The sequence below is a fragment of the Pseudarthrobacter sp. L19 genome, assembly GCF_050859435.1.
GTDB lineage: Bacteria > Actinomycetota > Actinomycetes > Actinomycetales > Micrococcaceae > Arthrobacter.
The window spans coordinates 470,480-487,851 of record NZ_CP193935.1; the positions used below are offsets into that span (position 1 = coordinate 470,480).

Consider the following 17,372-nt stretch of genomic DNA (forward strand, 5'->3'; position numbering starts at 1 on the left):
TTGATTCCGCGGATGAGTGTCATGCCGCCGTCCGGACGGCACTGGTCATGAGGATAATCGATTTGTAGTTCCCTGCGTTGCGGTAGCCGCGGGCGGTGCGTTTGATGTGTTTGATTCCGGTGTTGTTGGCTTCGACCTTGCCGGTTGTGGCGCCGGTGACGATGAGGACTTCGATCTCGTTCCACCACCGGCAGACAGTGCGGTAGAGCTTGTTCGTCTCCGGCCTTCCGGCGGCTTCAACGAGGGTCATGAGTTCCTCTTTCGCCGCGGCGGCGTCAGCCAGCGAGTTGGTGCGCAGCAGCGCCCGCAGCTTTTCCTTGACCTTCCAGACTGCCTCGAGCTTGCCGGTGGCGTCATCGGCGGTGAAGACCTCAGCCAGGCGGTGGGCCGCGGGGTCAGAGAGCTTGTCGCCGGCGCGCAGGAGCAGCATCCGGTGGGCCCAGGCCTTGTCGATGCCGCGGCCGCGGCGGCCCTTGACCTGCTGGGAGAGGTTCTGCCGGGCCTCTGTCACCGCCTGGTTGGCCAGGGACACCAAGTGGAAGTGATCGACCGCGACAGCGGTGCGGGGAAGCCACATCCTCAACGCTTTCCGGAATGCGGCCGAGGGGTCGATCGCAACGACCTGCACGCCCAGCCGCCACTGAAGCGGGCGGGCGAAGAGCCAGTCGCCAACGCCCTTGTGGTCCCGGCCATCGACCACACCCAAGACCTGCCCGGTGTCCAGATCCACGATGGTGGTCATCCACGGCTCGTGCCGGATCCACGAGCTGGAGTCCGGGTCACGGAAATACCGCACGGATCGGAACCGGTGTTCGTCGATGCCCAGCATGCGGGGGCTGAGCTCATCCACGTCCGGCAGCGTCAGAAGGCAGGCTTCGTTCAGCGCGGCACGGACCATCCACCAGGACACCGCGAACGCAGCGGCCGTCTCGGACACGGCCCTGCCGGAATTGATGACCGCATCAACGACGTGGTCCCGGAGCCGGCCCGTGGAACGGGCGCGGCGCGGGACCTGGGCGGTGGATTCAAAGAAGGAAAGCCGCGGGCAGGCCGGTTCCTCGCAATGCCAGCGGTACTTGGACCAGAGCACCTCCACGGCGCCGGCGACAGGGATATCCCGGATCCGTTGGAGGCGCCGTTCCTTCCGCCGCGTCGCGACAACACCGCAGCTCGGGCAGCCTGGTGGCTGGTCTGTTTCGACGATGATCTGGCGGCGCCCGTCTTCCAGCACGGTGACGGAGAGGACGCGGTAGTCGGGCAGGTTGAAGATGCTGGTGGCAGCGTCGAACGCCACGAAGGTAGGCTCAGTCAAGGCTCGTGGTCCTGTTCCTGGTTGAATGCTAGACACACTCATCCCAGCAGGGCCACGGGCCCCTTTTTTAGCTACGACACGAAATCAGTTCCCCACGAACCGCGAAGAGCCCCTTAACCCGCAGGTGGAGAGCCTGATCGGGCGGTTCCGCGGCGGGGAGGGACCCATAGGGCAAATGGACGTGGCGTACCCTCGTCTGCACAGGGCTGTCGCAAAGGCCGGGCAAAGCGACATTGCGGCAGTTTATCCGATCTTGAATAACTCCTCTTGAGTAGAAATTGTCATCGCAACATCCTTAAGAAAAACGAAATCATCGATCTCGTCGTGGTCAGCGGCTAAGGCCGCAGGCTTCACCGATACGAAGTCCCCCATAATTTCGGTTCCATGCTTGAATCGCTTGAGAATCGTTTCGATCGCCTCACCGCTTTGATCGACACCAATCCAGCGACGCCCCATTTCGGATGCGGCGGCAAGGGTTGTTCCAGATCCTGCGTAACAATCCAAGACCATATCGCCTTCGTTGGAGGACGCCCCTACTATCTGACGGAGCATATCCACATTCTTTTCCGTCGGATAGCCAGTCACCCGGATATTCTGGTTGTGAGCATCTCGCATATTGAGCCAAATATCTTGGACTGGAATGCCCAAACTCTTTTCCAAATAAATCTTTCGGCGAGGGTTACCCGTCGGAGACCAGTAGATATCTCCAGCTTCGTCCAATGCATCAAGTTTGGCAGGCGTGTATTGCCAGTGTTTCCCAGGCGGAGGCTTCTTGCCCTTCCAAAGCCCTCCGGTCTCTCCGTTGCGGACACCAGGGGCGTGTACCGGCACCTTCTTATATCGGCGCCCCTGTTCATCGATGTACGGATATTCCTTCAGCGATCGCTCATCGTCCCAGGCATCAAACGGTCGATTCCAAGTGAACGTAGACGTCTTGGAGTAGAAAAGGATATAGTCCGAGACATTACCATAACTCTTCCGAGTATAGTTCTTTGGATTGCACTTTTTCCGAGTAATAAGATTTTGAAAATTCTTTTCACCAAAAATCTCATCCATGACCATTTTTGCCTGGAATATCATCCGACCATCTAGATGGAGATAAATTGTTCCATCCGAGGCCATTAGTTCGTGAATGAAGACTAAGCGTTGGCGAAGATGCTCGATGAAAGCTGGCCCGGTCAATGTGTCATCGTAGGCGTGGTTTTGAGACCTAGACTCAAAACCAGCGTCAGTAGCGAACGGCGGGTCGATGTAGACCAACTTCACGTTGCCACGCACACTTGGATCGCGTACCAAGTGGGCTAACGCGCGGAGGTTGTCCCCGTAGATAAGATGATTCTGACCTTTGACAAATGGAGAAATCACTTCGTATTCGCCAGCCTCTGAATTGAGGATCTGTCCCCGAGGAGTCTTGCCAGCATAGTCTATAGTGAAGCCAGCGCCAGCGATCTTGCTTTGGCGTTTCAATCGCGGTGAAACAGGTGTTGCCATTTATACTCCTAGCCATTCTTTCGTAACGCGCTCTTCCAGCATTCGAAGCGTTGCCACCATCGCACGGCCTTTCCAAAATTCTTCCAGCCTAGAATAGTCCTCCCACATGGTTCCCAAAAGGAGGCCCGGCCCATCATTCAGGAAGAGCATTTTTGCGCCTTCCATCCCATTATTATCGGCATACTTGAAAAATTCATCGGCAACCTCCCGATATTGCCCGATTCGATCATCTTCCTGCGCGCCGCCGCGGTCGCCGTCATAGCGAGCCAAGCCGACGGCCAAAATGCGATCATTATCATAAATCATAAAGTCAATGGGTCGATCGATCTTGGTGTACTTCTCGAGAATCTCTCCCAAACGAATGTCGCGTCCGGCGCGTCTCGGACCGGTCACTTGCAGCTCAGGGTGGTGGACTTCCATCAGTTCAAAAACTGCTCCGTAAGGTCATACCCCTTCTTGCCGCGGTCCTTGTACTCCCAGAGGACTGCACAGAGCGCCTCATCGGGAGAGGGTCGCTGCTCAACAAGCGTCTTGACTTCCTCAATAGGACGGAATGCGTTTCCAAAATCTCGCAAGATTTCAGCCTCCGCAGACTTCTTCTTCAGCATCTCAACCGGGGTGCTAGGGCTTACGTACTTGCGAAAGATCCGACACAGCTGAATGCGGTCTTTGGACTCCCGGTTTATCTTCTTGAACAGAATTTCTGAGCTCGCGGAAGCCCGGACTAGCTCTCCGAACCTGTCAATTACAGGCTGATATAGGGTCGCCGCCTCTGGCAGAGCGTCTGGGTAATAGTCTCCGTGGGCAAGAGTTATGTACTTTGCGCCGTCTGTCCGATGCTCTCGAAAATTCTTCATTTGGTCCCCCTGGTTACACTCGCTGGCAGTTCAAGATCTAACTTGACAGCAGTATGCCGCGTGCCTCTGACAATGTGGTTGGCGTCCTTCGTCTTACCTGCCGGCCGCCGAGTGCGCATGCACCACCCCATTCTCTCAAGAGCTGGGGCATGCCAACGACGCCACGCAGCGTGGCGGCCGAATTGGCGATGCCGGGCTCGCCGCGACACCGCAGTAGAATCAGCGACGAACTACTCCGGATTGCGAGGCCGCACCTAGTATCAGTGACGTCGGCTTGTTCTCCAACGTCCAGTTGACTCGTCGTAGCGGCGTCCGCGATGGGTGCAGGAGTGAGAGCCCACGCGCCGACTCCCGGCTCGTCATCAATGCCACGGACAGAATCGTCCACGCCCTACAACTTGTCCGACTAGGACCGTGTTCCCATGTTGAGCCTCCCCATTCTCCAGTCTCGGCAACTTGCCGGGTACTGACTAGCTCAGAGGCCTGCGCAACCGCTACAGCCGCGGATCTGCCGACCAGCGGCCTTGAGACAGGGCGTCGCTTCCGCTTACACCACGTGGGCGGCCAGCGAGCAACGCACCTCTGCAAGTGCTCCTTTTCAAGCTGTCCGGGTCTACCTTGATTAGATGCCTCGCGACACCGCCTCAATGTCAGCCTCGAACGGTGCCATAGCCGTGGTCGCCTATGGTGCACAACAGCGACGCGTGCCGCGATGCGTGTTGTTGGCAGCGTGAAGTGCACGTCGAAATCTTGCATCGCTTTGATATGAAAAAACGAGAAGGTGAACCGTACCGGGTTTTAGGCCGTCTTCTTGCTGGTGGCCTCGTCGTCTGATGAGGCGTCTATTTGAGCATAGTAGTTCTGCTCGAACTCGTCGGGCGGGATCATGGACAAGGTGCTGTGAAGCCGCTTGGTGTTGTACCAGTGGACCCAGTTCATGGTCGCCTTCTCCACATCCGCCAACTGCTTTAGCGGGCCTGTCATGAAGGGACTGCCTTTGCGGACGCATTCGTTCTTGTACAGACCGATCGTGGATTCCGCGAGGGCGTTGTCGTACGCGTCGCCGACGCTGCCGACGGAAGCCGCCAAGCCTTCAAGCAGCAGTGCCTCTCCGAACCGGATCGAGGTGTACTGGGAGCCGGCGTCACTGTGATGAACCATGCCAGCAGGGACCGGCGTTCCGGCCTGATCCCGGCGCCAGAGCGCCATCTTCAAGGTGGTGAGCACCATGTCCGTGTCCTTGATCGTCGAGCCGTGCCACCCCACGATCGCCCGGGAGAAGACATCAATCGCGAAGGCCACGTACGCAAAGCCGGCCCACGTTCTGACATAAGTGAAGTCGGTGACCCACACGGCGTTCGGCCGGGCCGCGGTGAAGTCCCTGTTCAGCAGATCCGGGGCCCGCTGGGAGTCCTTCGCTGGCGCACCGGCTCTGGGTTTCCGGCCCCGGACGAGGCCGTTCATGGCTTCATCCCGCATGAGCCGGTCGACGGTACATCTGGCCACTTCGTGGCCCTCTCTGCGCAGCCAGGCTGTCATTTTCCGCCGTCCGTACAGGGACTCGGGTTTCTCTGCGGTGTCTTTCAGCGCGTTGACGATAGCAGCGTCCGTGACAGTCCGGGCAGCGGGTGCTTTGGATTTCCAGGACCGGTAAGTCCGCGGGGCGACCTGCACGCCCTGCTCACGCAGGACCTTGCAGGCCGGCTCGACCCCGTGGCCATCGGCACGCATTTCGTCGATGAATCCGGCTATTTGCGGCGGCGAGGGTCGAGCTCCCTCGCGAAGAAAATCGAGGCTTTCTTCAGGATCTCGTTGGCCTCCCGCAGTTCCCGGTTCTCACTTTCCAGCTCCCTGATCCGGGTCTGCTCGGCACTGGTGACGCCGGGACGTTCGTCGGCGTCGATCTGGGCCTGGAGAACCCACCGGCGCAGGGACTCCCTGCCGATATTGAGCTTGGGTCCGATGGCGGAGCAGGCGGCGAAAACGGAGTCGTACTCACTGAGGTGGTCCAGGACCATCCGCACGGCACGCTCACGCTGGTCCTGGGGGTATCGCTTGGGCATGATCGCCATCCTTCACAAAAAGGAAGCGGCATCAAACCCGGTACGGTTCACCACGGACATACCGAAGGTCTTGGCCGCCTTGGGCGCACCTGTTGACGTAGACATCGCCGTAGAGATGCTCCGGAGCATGTTTATGTTCAAGGAAAGCCTGCATCGCGTGCTGCAACAAGAGGGTGTGGCTGGCGAGGTGATTGCATCACCCCTCGACGTGCTCAGCTTGCTGTACGTGACGGGAATTCAACGCGGCGTGACACCAGATTATGAACTGGCTCTGGGGATGATGCCGGTCTCATCCATCACATCGCTCAGGGAGCATATTGGAGATCGCTACTCCTATCAAAAGACCGCCGGAATCTTGGCGGTAATTGAATCGACGTCACAGGCAATCCGCGACGGCGATGTGGCCGGAATTTCGTACTCCGAATACAACGAAATAGCCGTGGCAATCTCGCGTGATCTTCAAGACGTCACCCCTCCAAATGTGGGCAGCTGGCCCGTTCCGGCAGACGACCTCCGCCGCCGACTCGGGCGGGGGTTCTGGGATGCTGCGTTGGACTCTGCGGGGCTGCAGCTTACCTCCGGAGGATATCGTTTTAGTGCGGCAGATTTCGCAGAGGCGGCCAGAGCGTTCATGAGCTCCTACGAAGAGTTCGGATCGCCAAAGGAAGTATCGAGCTACGACAGCTGGGTGATTGCCGAAACAGCCGCCGGTCGGGAACGTCCCTCCGCCATCGCTATCCGCCGGCATTTCGGGACTTGGGAATCCGTGATCCGGATGTCCGTGCCCTCCGAAATCGAGGATGAGTTCGACGGGATTGTCGACGCATACAGAGCTGAGAACGCCCGCGAAGAAAGCTGGGCGAGAGCCGGCGAACTCATCAGCGAAGTTCTCGCAAACATGAGCCCGGGTTCTTTCCTCAGCATTCAATACGCTTACGACGCCGACAACCTGACACCCTACGCCCAGGCAGTCCCGGACGCCGATGGAGTGTGGAGCGAAATCGTCTCAGAACAGTTTCTGCCCGCTGAGCAGTGGCCCATCAATACTGGTTATCTTGCCGGCAATGGCTGGTCGGCTCCGACCAAAACTTTCCCGAACTGGCACAAGGACGGCATCTCGCCGGTAGACGCCGGACACGAGATACTTGACGGCTTGAGCGGTGGCTGGGGCTGCGATGACCCAGCCAAATTTCGCTGGCACACGGGCCAATTTCCGGCCGGCCCCGGCCCGGACGGCGGGGTCACGCTGGAGGATGCACTCAATGGTGCCGTGCAGTCTCTTGAGAACGCAGCCTAGACAGTCCGCCAGGAGCCAGTGATGAAATGCATTCCGGAAGAACCCGAATTTGGCGAGGGCCAAGTGGCCGAGGAAGCGGTTTGGAAGGCCCTGAAGAGGAGCCTTCCTGACGACGTTGTCCTCGCCCACTCCGTCCAAGTCAGGGACGGACGCGCAGAGCACGAGATCGACATTCTGGTGCTCTGGCCCGGCGTCGGAATGGCTGCCATCGAGGTCAAAGGCGGGAAGGTCGGCGTCGAAAACGGGCAGTGGCATCAGTCCGACAAGGGGGCAGCCACAACATTCAGAGTCCCGTGGTGCAGTCGCAGGCGTCGATGCATGCCGTGAAGAATTGGCTGGAGGGCCAGCTCGGTTCCAAGCTCAGCAGCCGTTTCGCGTACTTGGTCAGCCTGCCCTATACGGACGTGCCGCAGGGTTGGGCAATGGCGGGGTGCCCCCGCGCACTGATCTTGGACAGGGTGGACACGGGCTCAATTGCTGCAAAGGTCCGCCACGCCATCGAGCATGAAGGCAGCGGGGCCACCAGTTTGGCGCCTGTCTTCCTCGAACGAATCGCGCGAAAGCTCTGCGGTGACCTCGACGCCAACGCAGGGCCACTCCCCGATCCGCACGAGGCCGAAGACGCCCAGGAGCACCTCACCGTTCGGCAATCCGTCCTCCTGCGTGCCACCCGTTCCATTCCCCGCGCCCGCTTCACCGGCGGAGCCGGCAGCGGCAAGACCTGGCTCGCCCTGGAAAAGTCGCGTCTGCTGTGCAAACAGGGGAAGCGGGTGGGACTCTTCTGCTACAACAAGGGGCTCAGCCAATACCTGCAGCTTCAGGTCGACGGCTGGCGCCAAGCCAGGCCAGTCTTCACCGGCGAGTTCCACGAATACGTCCGCGCCTTGGGTATCCCGGACGGAAGCGGTACCGATTACTTCGAGGAGGAGATGCCGCGCCTGCTCAGGGAAATGGCGGGCCGCATGGAACCGCACGAACGTTTAGACGCCGTCGTCGTCGATGAAGCACAAGACTTTGCCCCGCTGTGGTGGGAGTCGCTGCTTGCCTGCACTAAAGACCCGGACGCTGGGGAGGTGTATGCCTTCATGGACGACCGTCAGGACGTCTACCAACGGTGGAAAGGGGCCGGCTCCGACGACATGCATCCGACGGCGGATCTGGTCCCGATCCATATCGATGATAACCTGCGCAACACCATCAAGATCGCCGAGACTTTCCGTGGCTTCGCCGGCGAGCACTTCACGCTCCGCGGCGGTACCGGCCTGCCCGTCCGGCGCGTTGACTGCGCCACCGAGGACGCCCTGGATGCGGCCGACGAGTGCGTCGAAGCGCTCATGGACGAAGGCTGGAGCCCGAACCAGATAGCCCTGCTCACCACCAAATCCCGGCATCCGGTGCACCAGGAACGGTTCGATGCCGGGTCCATCGCCGAATACTGGCTCGATTTCCACGCGAACAACGACGTCTTCTACGGCCACGTCCTGGGGTTTAAAGGCCTGGAGCGCTCGGCCGTGGTGCTGTGCGTCAACGGGTTCAAGGACATGGAGCGCGCCGCCGAGCAACTATACGTGGGCCTATCCCGCGCCCGAAGTCTGCTCGTTGTGGTCGGGGATTCGGGACTGCTGGAGAGTGCCGGCGGGCGGGACTTGAAAGCGGCACTCGCTCGCGCCGAGGTGTGGCAGCCCGCTGTTGTCGGTCGGCTTTAGGGCACGTCCGACGCCGGTTGAAGTCGGCGGTCTTGGCCACGAACGCGTCGCACCGTTCATTGTCCGACCCGGACCATATGATCGAGGAACTGTCGCTCCAACACGTCCCGGGGGATGATGTGAACGTTTTGTTTGGCCTGTATCTGGACCGCGCTCCGTGGACCTATCGTGAGTCCGCACTCGGCGCGGTCAGGCTCGGTCCGTTGGGGTTGACCCAGCTCCTGCAGACCCGGCTCGGACTCACCGGCCCGGATGCCCGCCACTCCACACGGATCAGACAGTTCATGGCCCGGCTCGCGGAACAGGACAGCCCGGAAGCTTGGTTCCACGGTTCCTTCTCCGTCGACCCGTGGTCCACGGCCATCGACCTGCTGAACATGCGCGACGAACTTGTCCTCAACGGATGGTCCGGCCTCGCCCCGGAGGGATCGACCGCCAAGCTCAAGGCCCTCGCTGCCCTGGAACAGAGCGGGCTCCCCCTCGATCGGGCGTTCGCCGACTACCCGCTGGAGCTCATCCATGAGCTCGAGAGCGAAGCCACAGCCCACTGGCCACTCGGAATCTCGCGGCTGGAACTCCAGCACCCCCGCGGCTCGTTCCCGGCGATTTGGAAGCGCCTTATCGGCGCTTTGGAGCGCCGCGGCGTGACGGTCTTGGAGCCGGAGGTCCCTACGGAGCCGGTGGGCGAAGTGACCGTTCTCGTCGCCAAGACCGAATGGGAAGCCGCCGAGCACACGGCCCGGTGGCTCGCGTCCGCCGACAACCCGGCTTCGGCCCGGTCCGCCGTCGTCGCCTCAACAAGCACGGCACTGCTGGACCACGAACTGACGATCCGCGGCCTGCCGCGGATCGGTGTCGGCGCCCGTTCACGTTGGCGGGCCATCGACCAGATCATTCCGCTCTTCTTTAACGTGATCTGGGGGCCGGCAGACGTTCAGCTGCTGGGCGAATTCCTGAACCTGCCCGTGGGTCCCGTCCGGCATGCCGCCGCCCGGCATCTGCTTCACGCACTTTCCAAGCAACCCGGCACCGGTGGCGAGGAATGGCTCGCCGCCCTCCAAAAGATCAGCACCGACGAGACGCTCGGCCCCGCCGTCGCGGCGGAGCTGGACCAACTGCTGAGCACTGGGCTGCTGACCGACGACGGAACGGTCAGCGGCAGCGCCGTCGTCGAACGCGCACAGTGGCTGCGCGCCCAGCTCAGCCGCCGCGTGCAGTTGTACCCTCAGCTCGAATCCGTCCTCAGCCAGCTCAATGAATTCATGGCACTGATCGACGGGCCGGAGCCGGTGTCGCGCAAGACCATCGCACGGATCCTGGAGTCCGTCATTCCCGCCAGCGCCAGTCCCCTGACGGGCGGCGAGGCGGCGCCGCGGGTCACTCTGCGCAGCCTCGCCGAGCTGTGCGATGACGTCGACGCGCTCGTCTGGTGGGGGTGCCAGGATGACGGCCAGGTCCGGCCCCGGCACTGGGACGACGCCGAACGCCAGGCACTCGCGGGCGCCGGCGTCGAGCTGCCTGATCCTGCTGACCTCGCCGAGTTGGAACTCTCAGTCGCAGTAAACGCCGCGCGACGCTGCCGGCGACTGCTGCTGGTGCGCGCCGCGGAGGTCAGCGGGGAGCCCACGAAGGTGCACCCGCTGCTGTCCTCACTAGCCTTCAGCACGCTCGGCACTCCCCTGCCGGGAACCCCGGAGGAAAACAAGAAGGCCGTGGAGCACGCCATTTCAGCCTTCAGCACCACTCCCTCCGAGTTGGTGCACGACGGCGTGTGGCGCCTCGCTGGCCGGAGCGCCGCGTTGACCGCGGTACAGCCCGTCGAATCCCGGCCGGTTCCGGCATCGTACGACTTGGGACCCCGCCCCGCCTTCCTGCCTGACGCGCTTTCCTTCTCGCAACTGAGCACCCTGATCGGCTGCTCCATGAAGTGGGTCCTGCAGAAAAAGGGGCGGCTGAGGGTGGGCGACGCACAATCCGTCCCCACCGGGAACACCATGATCGGCACCCTGGTCCACCGGGTTGTCGAGGAACTCTTCGGCGATCTCTACTCCGCGAACCGCGCAGTGCCCGAGCCTGCTGAAGTCCAGGCCAAATTGGACCAGCTGGTTCCGCACTACGCCTCGGAACTGCTCCTGCCCGGCAGGGGCAGTAAACTCGCCGGCCTCCGGCCCGTCATCGAGAACTCGGTCATCAAGCTTTTCCAGACCCTCCAAACCCAGGGTGTCTACATCCGCGCCACCGAGCACAAATTCGAAAAGCCGGCCATGTTGAACGTCTCCGGAACCCAGCTTGAAGTACAGGTCTCAGGATCCATCGATATCCTCGCCGCGGACCAGCGCGCAGACCCCGTCGTGATCGACCTCAAATGGACCAACCGCCCGAAGTACCGCCGCGAAGAGATCGCCCAGGGCGATGCCATGCAGCTGGCCCTTTACCACTGGGCGCTGGACGACGGGCCGGATCCCATGTCCACCGCGGAGGAGGACGCCGCAATGTCCTACTACATGCTCAAGCAGGGCGAGTTCGCTTCCACCAGCGAACTCTTCGGTCCGGCCCTGGTCAGTCCCGCGTCCAGCCGCAGCACCTGGCAGCGTTCCGTCCGCGCCGCCGAATTCTCCATCTCGGAGGTGGTCGGTGGCCGTGTGGTGGCCGCCGGGCGGCAGGAGCTGGGATCAGCCGATGAGCAACGGGATACGGCGACGGCGGATGACCGGCTTTATCAGAAGCCCTCCTGCAACTTCTGCGACTTCTCCGTCCTGTGCGGCCTCAAGGAGGACCTGTCATGAACCACGCCCTGCAGAACGTCACAATGATCACGGCCAGCGCTGGCACCGGCAAAACCTACAGCCTGATGGGCGAAATCGCCCGCGCGATCAACAGCGGCACGAAGCCCAGCCAGATCCTTGCCACGACCTTCACCAAGAAGGCCGCCGCCGAGCTGATCGACCGGGTCCAGGCCGAGCTCTTCGGCAATGAACGCCCCGATGCCGCCCGGCAGATGTCCGTCAGCATGGTGGGCACCGTCAATAGCGTGTGCAGTCGCCTTCTCCAGGAATACGCGATCGACGCCGGGCTGTCGCCGGCCCTCCAGGTCATCGCCGAGGACGACCAGCTGCGGATCTTCCAGCTCGCCACGGACGCCGTGTTCGCAGAGTTCACTCCGCGGATTCAGCCGCTCGCCCGTCGCTTGGGGCACGACGGCGAAGCCGACATCCGGGGAGCAGACACCGACTGGCGCACGATCGTCCGCGACATCACCGACGCCGCCCGCAGCAACCGGATTGCCCCTTCGGCGCTGACCCGCTCCGCCGCGGCGTCCTGGCAGGGGCTGCAGCAGGTACTGGGCCCGGCGGGCGTCGACGACCGCGCCTCCTGGTCCCACCAGCTCCTCCAAGGGCTCATGAGCCTTCGCGGGCTGGCTGCTGAAATCGCCGAATCAGGCAAGACTCCACCCAAGAACCTCTTGGCCTCGATCGCCCTACTGGAGCCAGTCCTGACCAATGCGTCGCCGGAGGACACCCCTTGGCGTTTTTGGATCGAGGCGGCCGGCGTCCCCAATGCAAACGCCAAACGGCAGCTGGAGAGCTACATTTCAGCGGTCGAACTCGGGCTGGTCTCTAACCCGGCTTTCCAGACCGAGCTGCGGGAACTCACCGAACTGGTGTTTGCCTGCGCCGCATCCTGCCTGGAGCGGTTCGCTGAATTCAAGCGGCAGTACGGGCTGATCGACTTCGCCGATCAGGAAACCCTCGTCTTGGATCTGCTGGAGAACAACCAGGGGTTCTGCGACTCCATCAAGGGACGTATCAAGTTCATGGTGGTGGACGAATTCCAGGACACGAGCCCGCTTCAGCTCCAGCTGTTCACCAAGTTTGCCGAGCTGGTGGACAAGGTGGTCTGGGTGGGCGACTCCAAACAGGCCATCTATGAATTCCGGGGCACGGACCCGGAGCTGATGAAAGCCGTCGCCGCGCACGTCCAGAACAAGACGCAACTTCACGATTCCTGGCGCTCGAAGGAGGCGGTCATCGATCTCTCCAACGCCATCAGCCTCGCCATGTTCCCAGAGTTGAGCGAGAAGGAAGTCAGGCTGACCATCCCGGAAGCCCGGCTGGAAGCCGCGCATCCCAAGAACGCAGTAGGCGGCGCCCGGGAAGCGTGGACCTTGGCAGCGAAAACCGTGCCGGAGCAGCGGCGGTCCGTCGCCGCCGGCGTCGTGGATCTTATCCAGCGCCGGGGCTTCAAGGGGTCCGACGTCGCGGTCCTCGCCCGGACGAATGTAGACGTGGCTGCCATCGCCGGAGAACTGGCGGCGCTAGGTGTTAACGCAACCACCAACACCTCCTCGTTGTTCGCCGCACGGGAAATCCAGCTGGTCCGTGCCGGGATGGCCTTCGTCGCGTCCGACGACGACACGGTGGCCTTGGCTGAGCTGGCACACCTACATCCTGACCATCCCCAGTTCGGCCGGTGGATCCCGTCCCTGTTCGATGCAGAGGAGCCGACAGCAGAGCTCCAGGGCTGGGCAAGCGACCCGCTGGTGTCAGGCCTGGTTGAGCTCCGCGACTTGGCCAAGCTGTGCACGCCGACGGAGATCATGGAGGAGGTCACAGCACGCCTCGGGGCTGTCCGGCTCATCAAAACCTGGAGCAACCCGGGGACCCGGCTCAAGAATCTGGACGCGTTGCGCTCCCTGTTGGAGCAGTACTACGAATCGTGTGCCGCGCTGAGCAAGCCCGTGACACTGAGCGGGTCACTGAAGTTCCTCGCCGACGTCGACAGCACCGGCAGCGAGAACTTCGGCGTCGACGTCGTGAACGTGCTGACCTACCACAAGGCCAAGGGACTGGAATGGCCGGCCGTCGTGCTGGCAAGCCTCGACACCGAGGTCGTGGCAAAACCGTGGGGCGTGACTGTCGAAGGCGCGGACGAGATCGACGTTCGCGAACCTCTCAACGGGCGCTGGATCCGTTTCTGGGCCTGGCCCTTCGGCGCCAAGGGATTCAAGCCGCTGTCTGGAGTGGCCGAATCCTCGGCGGTCGCCCAGCGGGTCTTGGCACGGCGCCAGGCTGACTCGGCACGGGTGCTCTACGTGGGCCTGACCCGCTCCGTCAGCGTGACCTGCTTGGCGGCCGCAAAGCCGGCGCCGGCTTCGTTGAACTCGCTGGGGACGGGCGCGATTGTGGAATGGACGGTGGGAGCCGGCAAGGAAGGTACTTTGACGGTGCAGGGGCGCCACGGCGCACACACTCTTCCCGTGGAGGCGTTCAGCTACGAGCCGGCGGACGGCCCCGCCGCCACCGACGACGGCTCCGCCGTCGAGTACGAGGACTGCCTAACCGCCGCACCGTCGGTGTCACATAAACCCGCCCGCGTGACCGCCAGTTCTTTGGAGAGCTTCGGCTTTGCAGCCGACGTCATCGAGGCGGCCGCCCTTGGCCCGCAGCTGATTCCGCACGGCGCGGCCAACTGGGACCAGGTGGGCTCCGCCATCCACGGTTACTTCGCCCTGCCTCTCGGCGAGATGGACGACTCCGCCCGGCTCTCGGCAGCGCAGCGTTTGCTTGACCGCTGGGGCGCGGCCACGGCCGTCGAGCCCAGTGTCGTCGTGGAAGCGGGTGAGCGGATGCTTACTTTCTTCGCCCGGCACTACCCCGATGCAACGGTCACCACGGAGCAGTCGGTTGCTTGGCGGAATGCTGACAACCAGCTCATGGAGGGTTGGATCGACCTTCTGCTGGAGACGCCCGCAGGGTACGTGTTGGTGGACCACAAGTCCTATCCGGGCAAGGACCCCGTTGGCCATATCAGAGACAAGTACATCGGCCAGATGCGTGGGTATGCCGAAGCGATTGAGTCCATCACCGGGCGTCCCGTCGTCGAAACACTGATCCACATGCCGGCGCTGGGGAAGATGTACCGGATCAGCTGAGCCTCACCACCAGCGGTGCCGGCACTCCGGGTTCTGGCACGCCCATTTGGCCGTACCCAATTCGACTTTGCCAGTGGCGGGGTAGACGCGCGCTTCCAGCATGACCATGCATCCTGCGAACTCGGTTTTCGGCATCGCGTCCTGATCCCAGCGCATGATCATCCCGTACGCGATTCGCCAGGCCTCGCTGCCGCACACAGGACACTTTCGCGAGACTGCGCGCTTCTTTGGTTTAGGGCTTGGGGCCGTTTCGTCGGGGCTCATGGGAGCACTGTAGGCCGACGATCCGACAGAACGAGGCATTCTGAGGTGTCAGAAACAATCACAGCTAAGAAGTTTTTGTAACTTGGCGGGAGATGTCTGTCATGGCGTAGCAGTCTTGGCGACTCGGGTTCGTGCCGCGCAGACAAGACGTTGCGGGCACCTACTCCGCGAACTCAAAGTCAACGGTGATTTTAGGATCCACGCCTGCAATGATTCCCGAGTAGAAGGCTTTGGCCTGATCTTTCAACTCATCTTCATTCTGAGCGACGTACTTCTGCTTGTTCTCATCACTAAGGATGTTGTTGACCATCCGCGTTTGAACGGCTGGCTCGGCCAACCAGCTGAGCGTGTTGTTGCTCTCTACCGGGTCTTTGAAGTCAGGGTTGTCAAAGCCGATCCCAGTGAACTGCGGGATGGTCACCTTGAACGATGTAGGGCCGGTGGGTTCGATCTTCACCTTCGACCCATCGATACCCAATTTGGCGTCAAATTCATATTGAAGCATCGTCGTTTTCTCACTCGTAGGCACGACAACGCCGAAAATCTCTCTATTGCTTTCGTACCTATCAATGCCCTCGATGTGAAGGCTAAGCAGGGCGACCTGTTGCACGCGTGTGACGGCCCGAACCACTTGGGAATCACGCTCGCTGGAGCTACTGCTGAACAGAGACTTTAGGGCCAGCGCGTTTAGTCCGCCGGATGCGAATGCAGCTACCGCGCCCCCGCCGAGCAGCACCAGAAGCAGCACGGCCGGCCAAAGGAGCACCCGCGTTTTGAAAAACTTCATGACGATTCAATCTCCAGTTTCGTTCGACGCGGAGGGTCCTCGAATTGCGTGTTTCGGAAAGATGTCGGCCGTCCGCCGCCTCAAGGCTCCTCGAACTTTATACATTGGCGAAGATCACTCTGTCGTGGCACGCCCAGCCGCCCAAGAAATTGGTCTTAGCGCCGCGGGTCGAGCAGGAATCTGTCGACTGGCTCACCCAGGGCCATGGCGCCGTCGATCGGCACTTGAAAGTCCGACGAGGGCGCACCTGCGGGAAGATCTGCTTTCCGGGGCGTGCACCAAAGGATGGGCACCTCGTTGGGTTAGCCTGATAAAAGTTCGGCGGCCTGACTGTCGGCAACCGCGCGCACCATTGCACCCACCAGGGGGGATTACGTCATGCCTGAAACTCCGACTGAAGCAGTCGACGATTTCGATACCGTCGACAGCGACGAACCCACTGACGCCGACCGGAAGGTCGTGGAGGATGAGCGAGCCGAGTTGCGGGAGTTCATCAAGAGATTAAGCCCCGACGACATCAAGTCGGGCGGCTGGTTCACCAAGCTCATCGCTCACGCACTGGGCTCCTACACTGACAAGGTCAATTGGCAATACTTCCAAGAGCGCTACCAAGGTGTGCCCGCGGATGCCATCGTTGATCAGCGAATCAAGATAGCGACTCGGTACGCCGCCCTTGAAGGTGGGCTCTCCGCCAGCGCTTACTCTGCCGCCGTAATCACTACTATGGGTAGCCTCGGGGGCTCCTCGCCTGCGACTGTCCCGGCCGCCATCGCGACCGTTATGGTCGACGTCGCGTTCGTCACGCAACTGCAGCTCCGTCTGGCCTACGACGTCGCAGTCCTCTATCGGGTGCCGCTCGATTTGTCCGACCCTGAAGACACATGGAAACTCATCCGCGTGGCGCTCACGATCAAGAGTGGCGAACTTGTTCGTGGCGGCGTGACCAGAGCTGTCCCGGCTATTGTGCGGCCACTGATCAAGCGCTATTACTCCGGCGCTGTCTTGGCCGCCGCCAAGGGGCTTCCCTTCGTCGGCAAGTTTCTCCTGCAGCGAAGTGTCATCAAGATCGGCATCCCCCTAGTTGGGGTTCCCCTCTCGGTGGTCATGAACCGCTACTCGACCCTGCTTGCGGGTCGCCACGCACAAGCCGTCTTCCGGAACGAAGCGCGTGTGATTGAACTCGCCGAGAACACGATCAAGGGCAGTCAGCATCCTCAGCTGATGCTTTGGGTTGCGTGGCTGGTGATTATGGCGGACGGCAAAATTACCGACGACGAGACTCTCCTGTTCCGTAACCTGGTGAGTTTGGTCCGGGACCACCATCAGGTAGTGGATGAGGAGCTCGCACGACTAGTCGATATCGACCCTGCCGAGGTGTGGCGACGCCTGGACAACGAACAGGGGGATCTGAGCGAAATCCCTGGTATCGCCGAACGGGTGGCTTCTGTGGATGGAGCGCCAAACAAATTTGAGAACGCAGTAATCGCCGAACTGCGAGATCGGTGTAAGAGCCGGGCTAGCCACTAACGGGGCGGCAAAGACTGGCAGAAAGCCTCTTGTTCCAGACAGCACTGGCGGCCGGAGCGGGCTCGCCGATGCGGGAGATGTTCCACTTCGTGCCGGTCTTGGGGGTGACGCTTCCCCGAACAACTGGCAGAGCGTC

At 61.7% G+C, this 17,372-nt stretch carries 13 protein-coding genes and 1 other annotated feature; of the genes, 6 read left to right on the plus strand and 7 right to left on the minus strand.

Annotated elements, in window-relative coordinates:
• Positions 1 to 19: 19 nt before the first annotated feature.
• The 5 genes from ACRQ5B_RS02120 to ACRQ5B_RS02140 form a co-directional block, all read right to left on the minus strand.
• Positions 20 to 1,312: an ISL3 family transposase gene (locus tag ACRQ5B_RS02120; protein WP_412883490.1), complete on the minus strand. Its 1,293-nt coding sequence runs from the start codon at positions 1,310 to 1,312 to the stop codon at positions 20 to 22.
• Positions 1,313 to 1,555: 243 nt separating this feature from the next.
• Positions 1,556 to 2,803, minus strand: coding sequence for a site-specific DNA-methyltransferase (locus ACRQ5B_RS02125; protein ID WP_432396464.1), 1,248 nt, complete (start codon positions 2,801 to 2,803; stop codon positions 1,556 to 1,558).
• Positions 2,804 to 3,223, minus strand: a complete 420-nt coding sequence (locus tag ACRQ5B_RS02130) for a hypothetical protein (RefSeq protein ID WP_432396467.1) — start codon at positions 3,221 to 3,223, stop codon at positions 2,804 to 2,806.
• Positions 3,223 to 3,660: a hypothetical protein gene (locus tag ACRQ5B_RS02135; RefSeq protein ID WP_432396470.1), complete on the minus strand. Its 438-nt coding sequence runs from the start codon at positions 3,658 to 3,660 to the stop codon at positions 3,223 to 3,225. The genes ACRQ5B_RS02130 and ACRQ5B_RS02135 overlap by 1 nt, the downstream gene beginning before the upstream one ends.
• A 798-nt stretch (positions 3,661 to 4,458) precedes the next feature.
• A protein-coding gene (locus tag ACRQ5B_RS02140) for an IS3 family transposase (protein WP_432395381.1) occupies positions 4,459 to 5,723 on the minus strand; the annotation gives its coding sequence in 2 pieces (ribosomal slippage) (positions 4,459 to 5,450 and positions 5,450 to 5,723; 1,266 coding nt in all).
• Positions 5,320 to 5,454, minus strand: a sequence feature (AL1L pseudoknot). Its footprint overlaps the gene before it by 135 nt.
• On the opposite strand from ACRQ5B_RS02140, the gene ACRQ5B_RS02145 reads away from it, so the two are divergent.
• The 5 genes from ACRQ5B_RS02145 (at position 5,722) to ACRQ5B_RS02165 (ending at position 14,658) form a co-directional block, all read left to right on the plus strand.
• Positions 5,722 to 7,020, plus strand: coding sequence for a TY-Chap domain-containing protein (locus tag ACRQ5B_RS02145; RefSeq protein WP_432396473.1), 1,299 nt, complete (start codon positions 5,722 to 5,724; stop codon positions 7,018 to 7,020). The two genes, ACRQ5B_RS02140 and ACRQ5B_RS02145, sit on opposite strands and share 2 nt — an antisense overlap.
• 21 nt (positions 7,021 to 7,041) lie before the next feature.
• The gene (locus ACRQ5B_RS02150; protein ID WP_432396476.1) at positions 7,042 to 7,347 is read left to right on the plus strand and encodes a nuclease-related domain-containing protein; all 306 of its coding nucleotides are present in this window, start codon (positions 7,042 to 7,044) and stop codon (positions 7,345 to 7,347) included.
• The gene (locus ACRQ5B_RS02155) at positions 7,317 to 8,726 is read left to right on the plus strand and encodes a hypothetical protein (RefSeq protein WP_432396479.1); all 1,410 of its coding nucleotides are present in this window, start codon (positions 7,317 to 7,319) and stop codon (positions 8,724 to 8,726) included. Before ACRQ5B_RS02150 ends, ACRQ5B_RS02155 begins: the two co-directional genes overlap by 31 nt.
• 284 nt (positions 8,727 to 9,010) lie before the next feature.
• Positions 9,011 to 11,512, plus strand: coding sequence for a PD-(D/E)XK nuclease family protein (locus ACRQ5B_RS02160; protein WP_432396482.1), 2,502 nt, complete (start codon positions 9,011 to 9,013; stop codon positions 11,510 to 11,512).
• A complete protein-coding gene (locus ACRQ5B_RS02165) occupies positions 11,509 to 14,658 on the plus strand; it encodes a UvrD-helicase domain-containing protein (RefSeq protein ID WP_432396483.1) in 3,150 nt (1,049 codons plus the stop codon). Before ACRQ5B_RS02160 ends, ACRQ5B_RS02165 begins: the two co-directional genes overlap by 4 nt.
• A gap of 3 nt (positions 14,659 to 14,661) precedes the next feature.
• Here the strand turns inward: ACRQ5B_RS02165 and ACRQ5B_RS02170 are convergent, their stop codons facing one another.
• Together ACRQ5B_RS02170 and ACRQ5B_RS02175 are read right to left on the minus strand one after the other, a co-directional pair.
• A complete protein-coding gene (locus ACRQ5B_RS02170; RefSeq protein ID WP_432396486.1) occupies positions 14,662 to 14,922 on the minus strand; it encodes a hypothetical protein in 261 nt (86 codons plus the stop codon).
• A 160-nt stretch (positions 14,923 to 15,082) separates the two neighbouring features.
• Positions 15,083 to 15,709, minus strand: coding sequence for a hypothetical protein (locus ACRQ5B_RS02175; RefSeq protein WP_432396489.1), 627 nt, complete (start codon positions 15,707 to 15,709; stop codon positions 15,083 to 15,085).
• Between the two features lie 378 nt (positions 15,710 to 16,087).
• Here ACRQ5B_RS02175 and ACRQ5B_RS02180 point away from each other — a divergent pair, with 378 nt between their 5' ends.
• The gene (locus tag ACRQ5B_RS02180; protein ID WP_432396492.1) at positions 16,088 to 17,236 is read left to right on the plus strand and encodes a hypothetical protein; all 1,149 of its coding nucleotides are present in this window, start codon (positions 16,088 to 16,090) and stop codon (positions 17,234 to 17,236) included.
• The last annotated feature ends 136 nt before the right edge of the window (positions 17,237 to 17,372 follow it).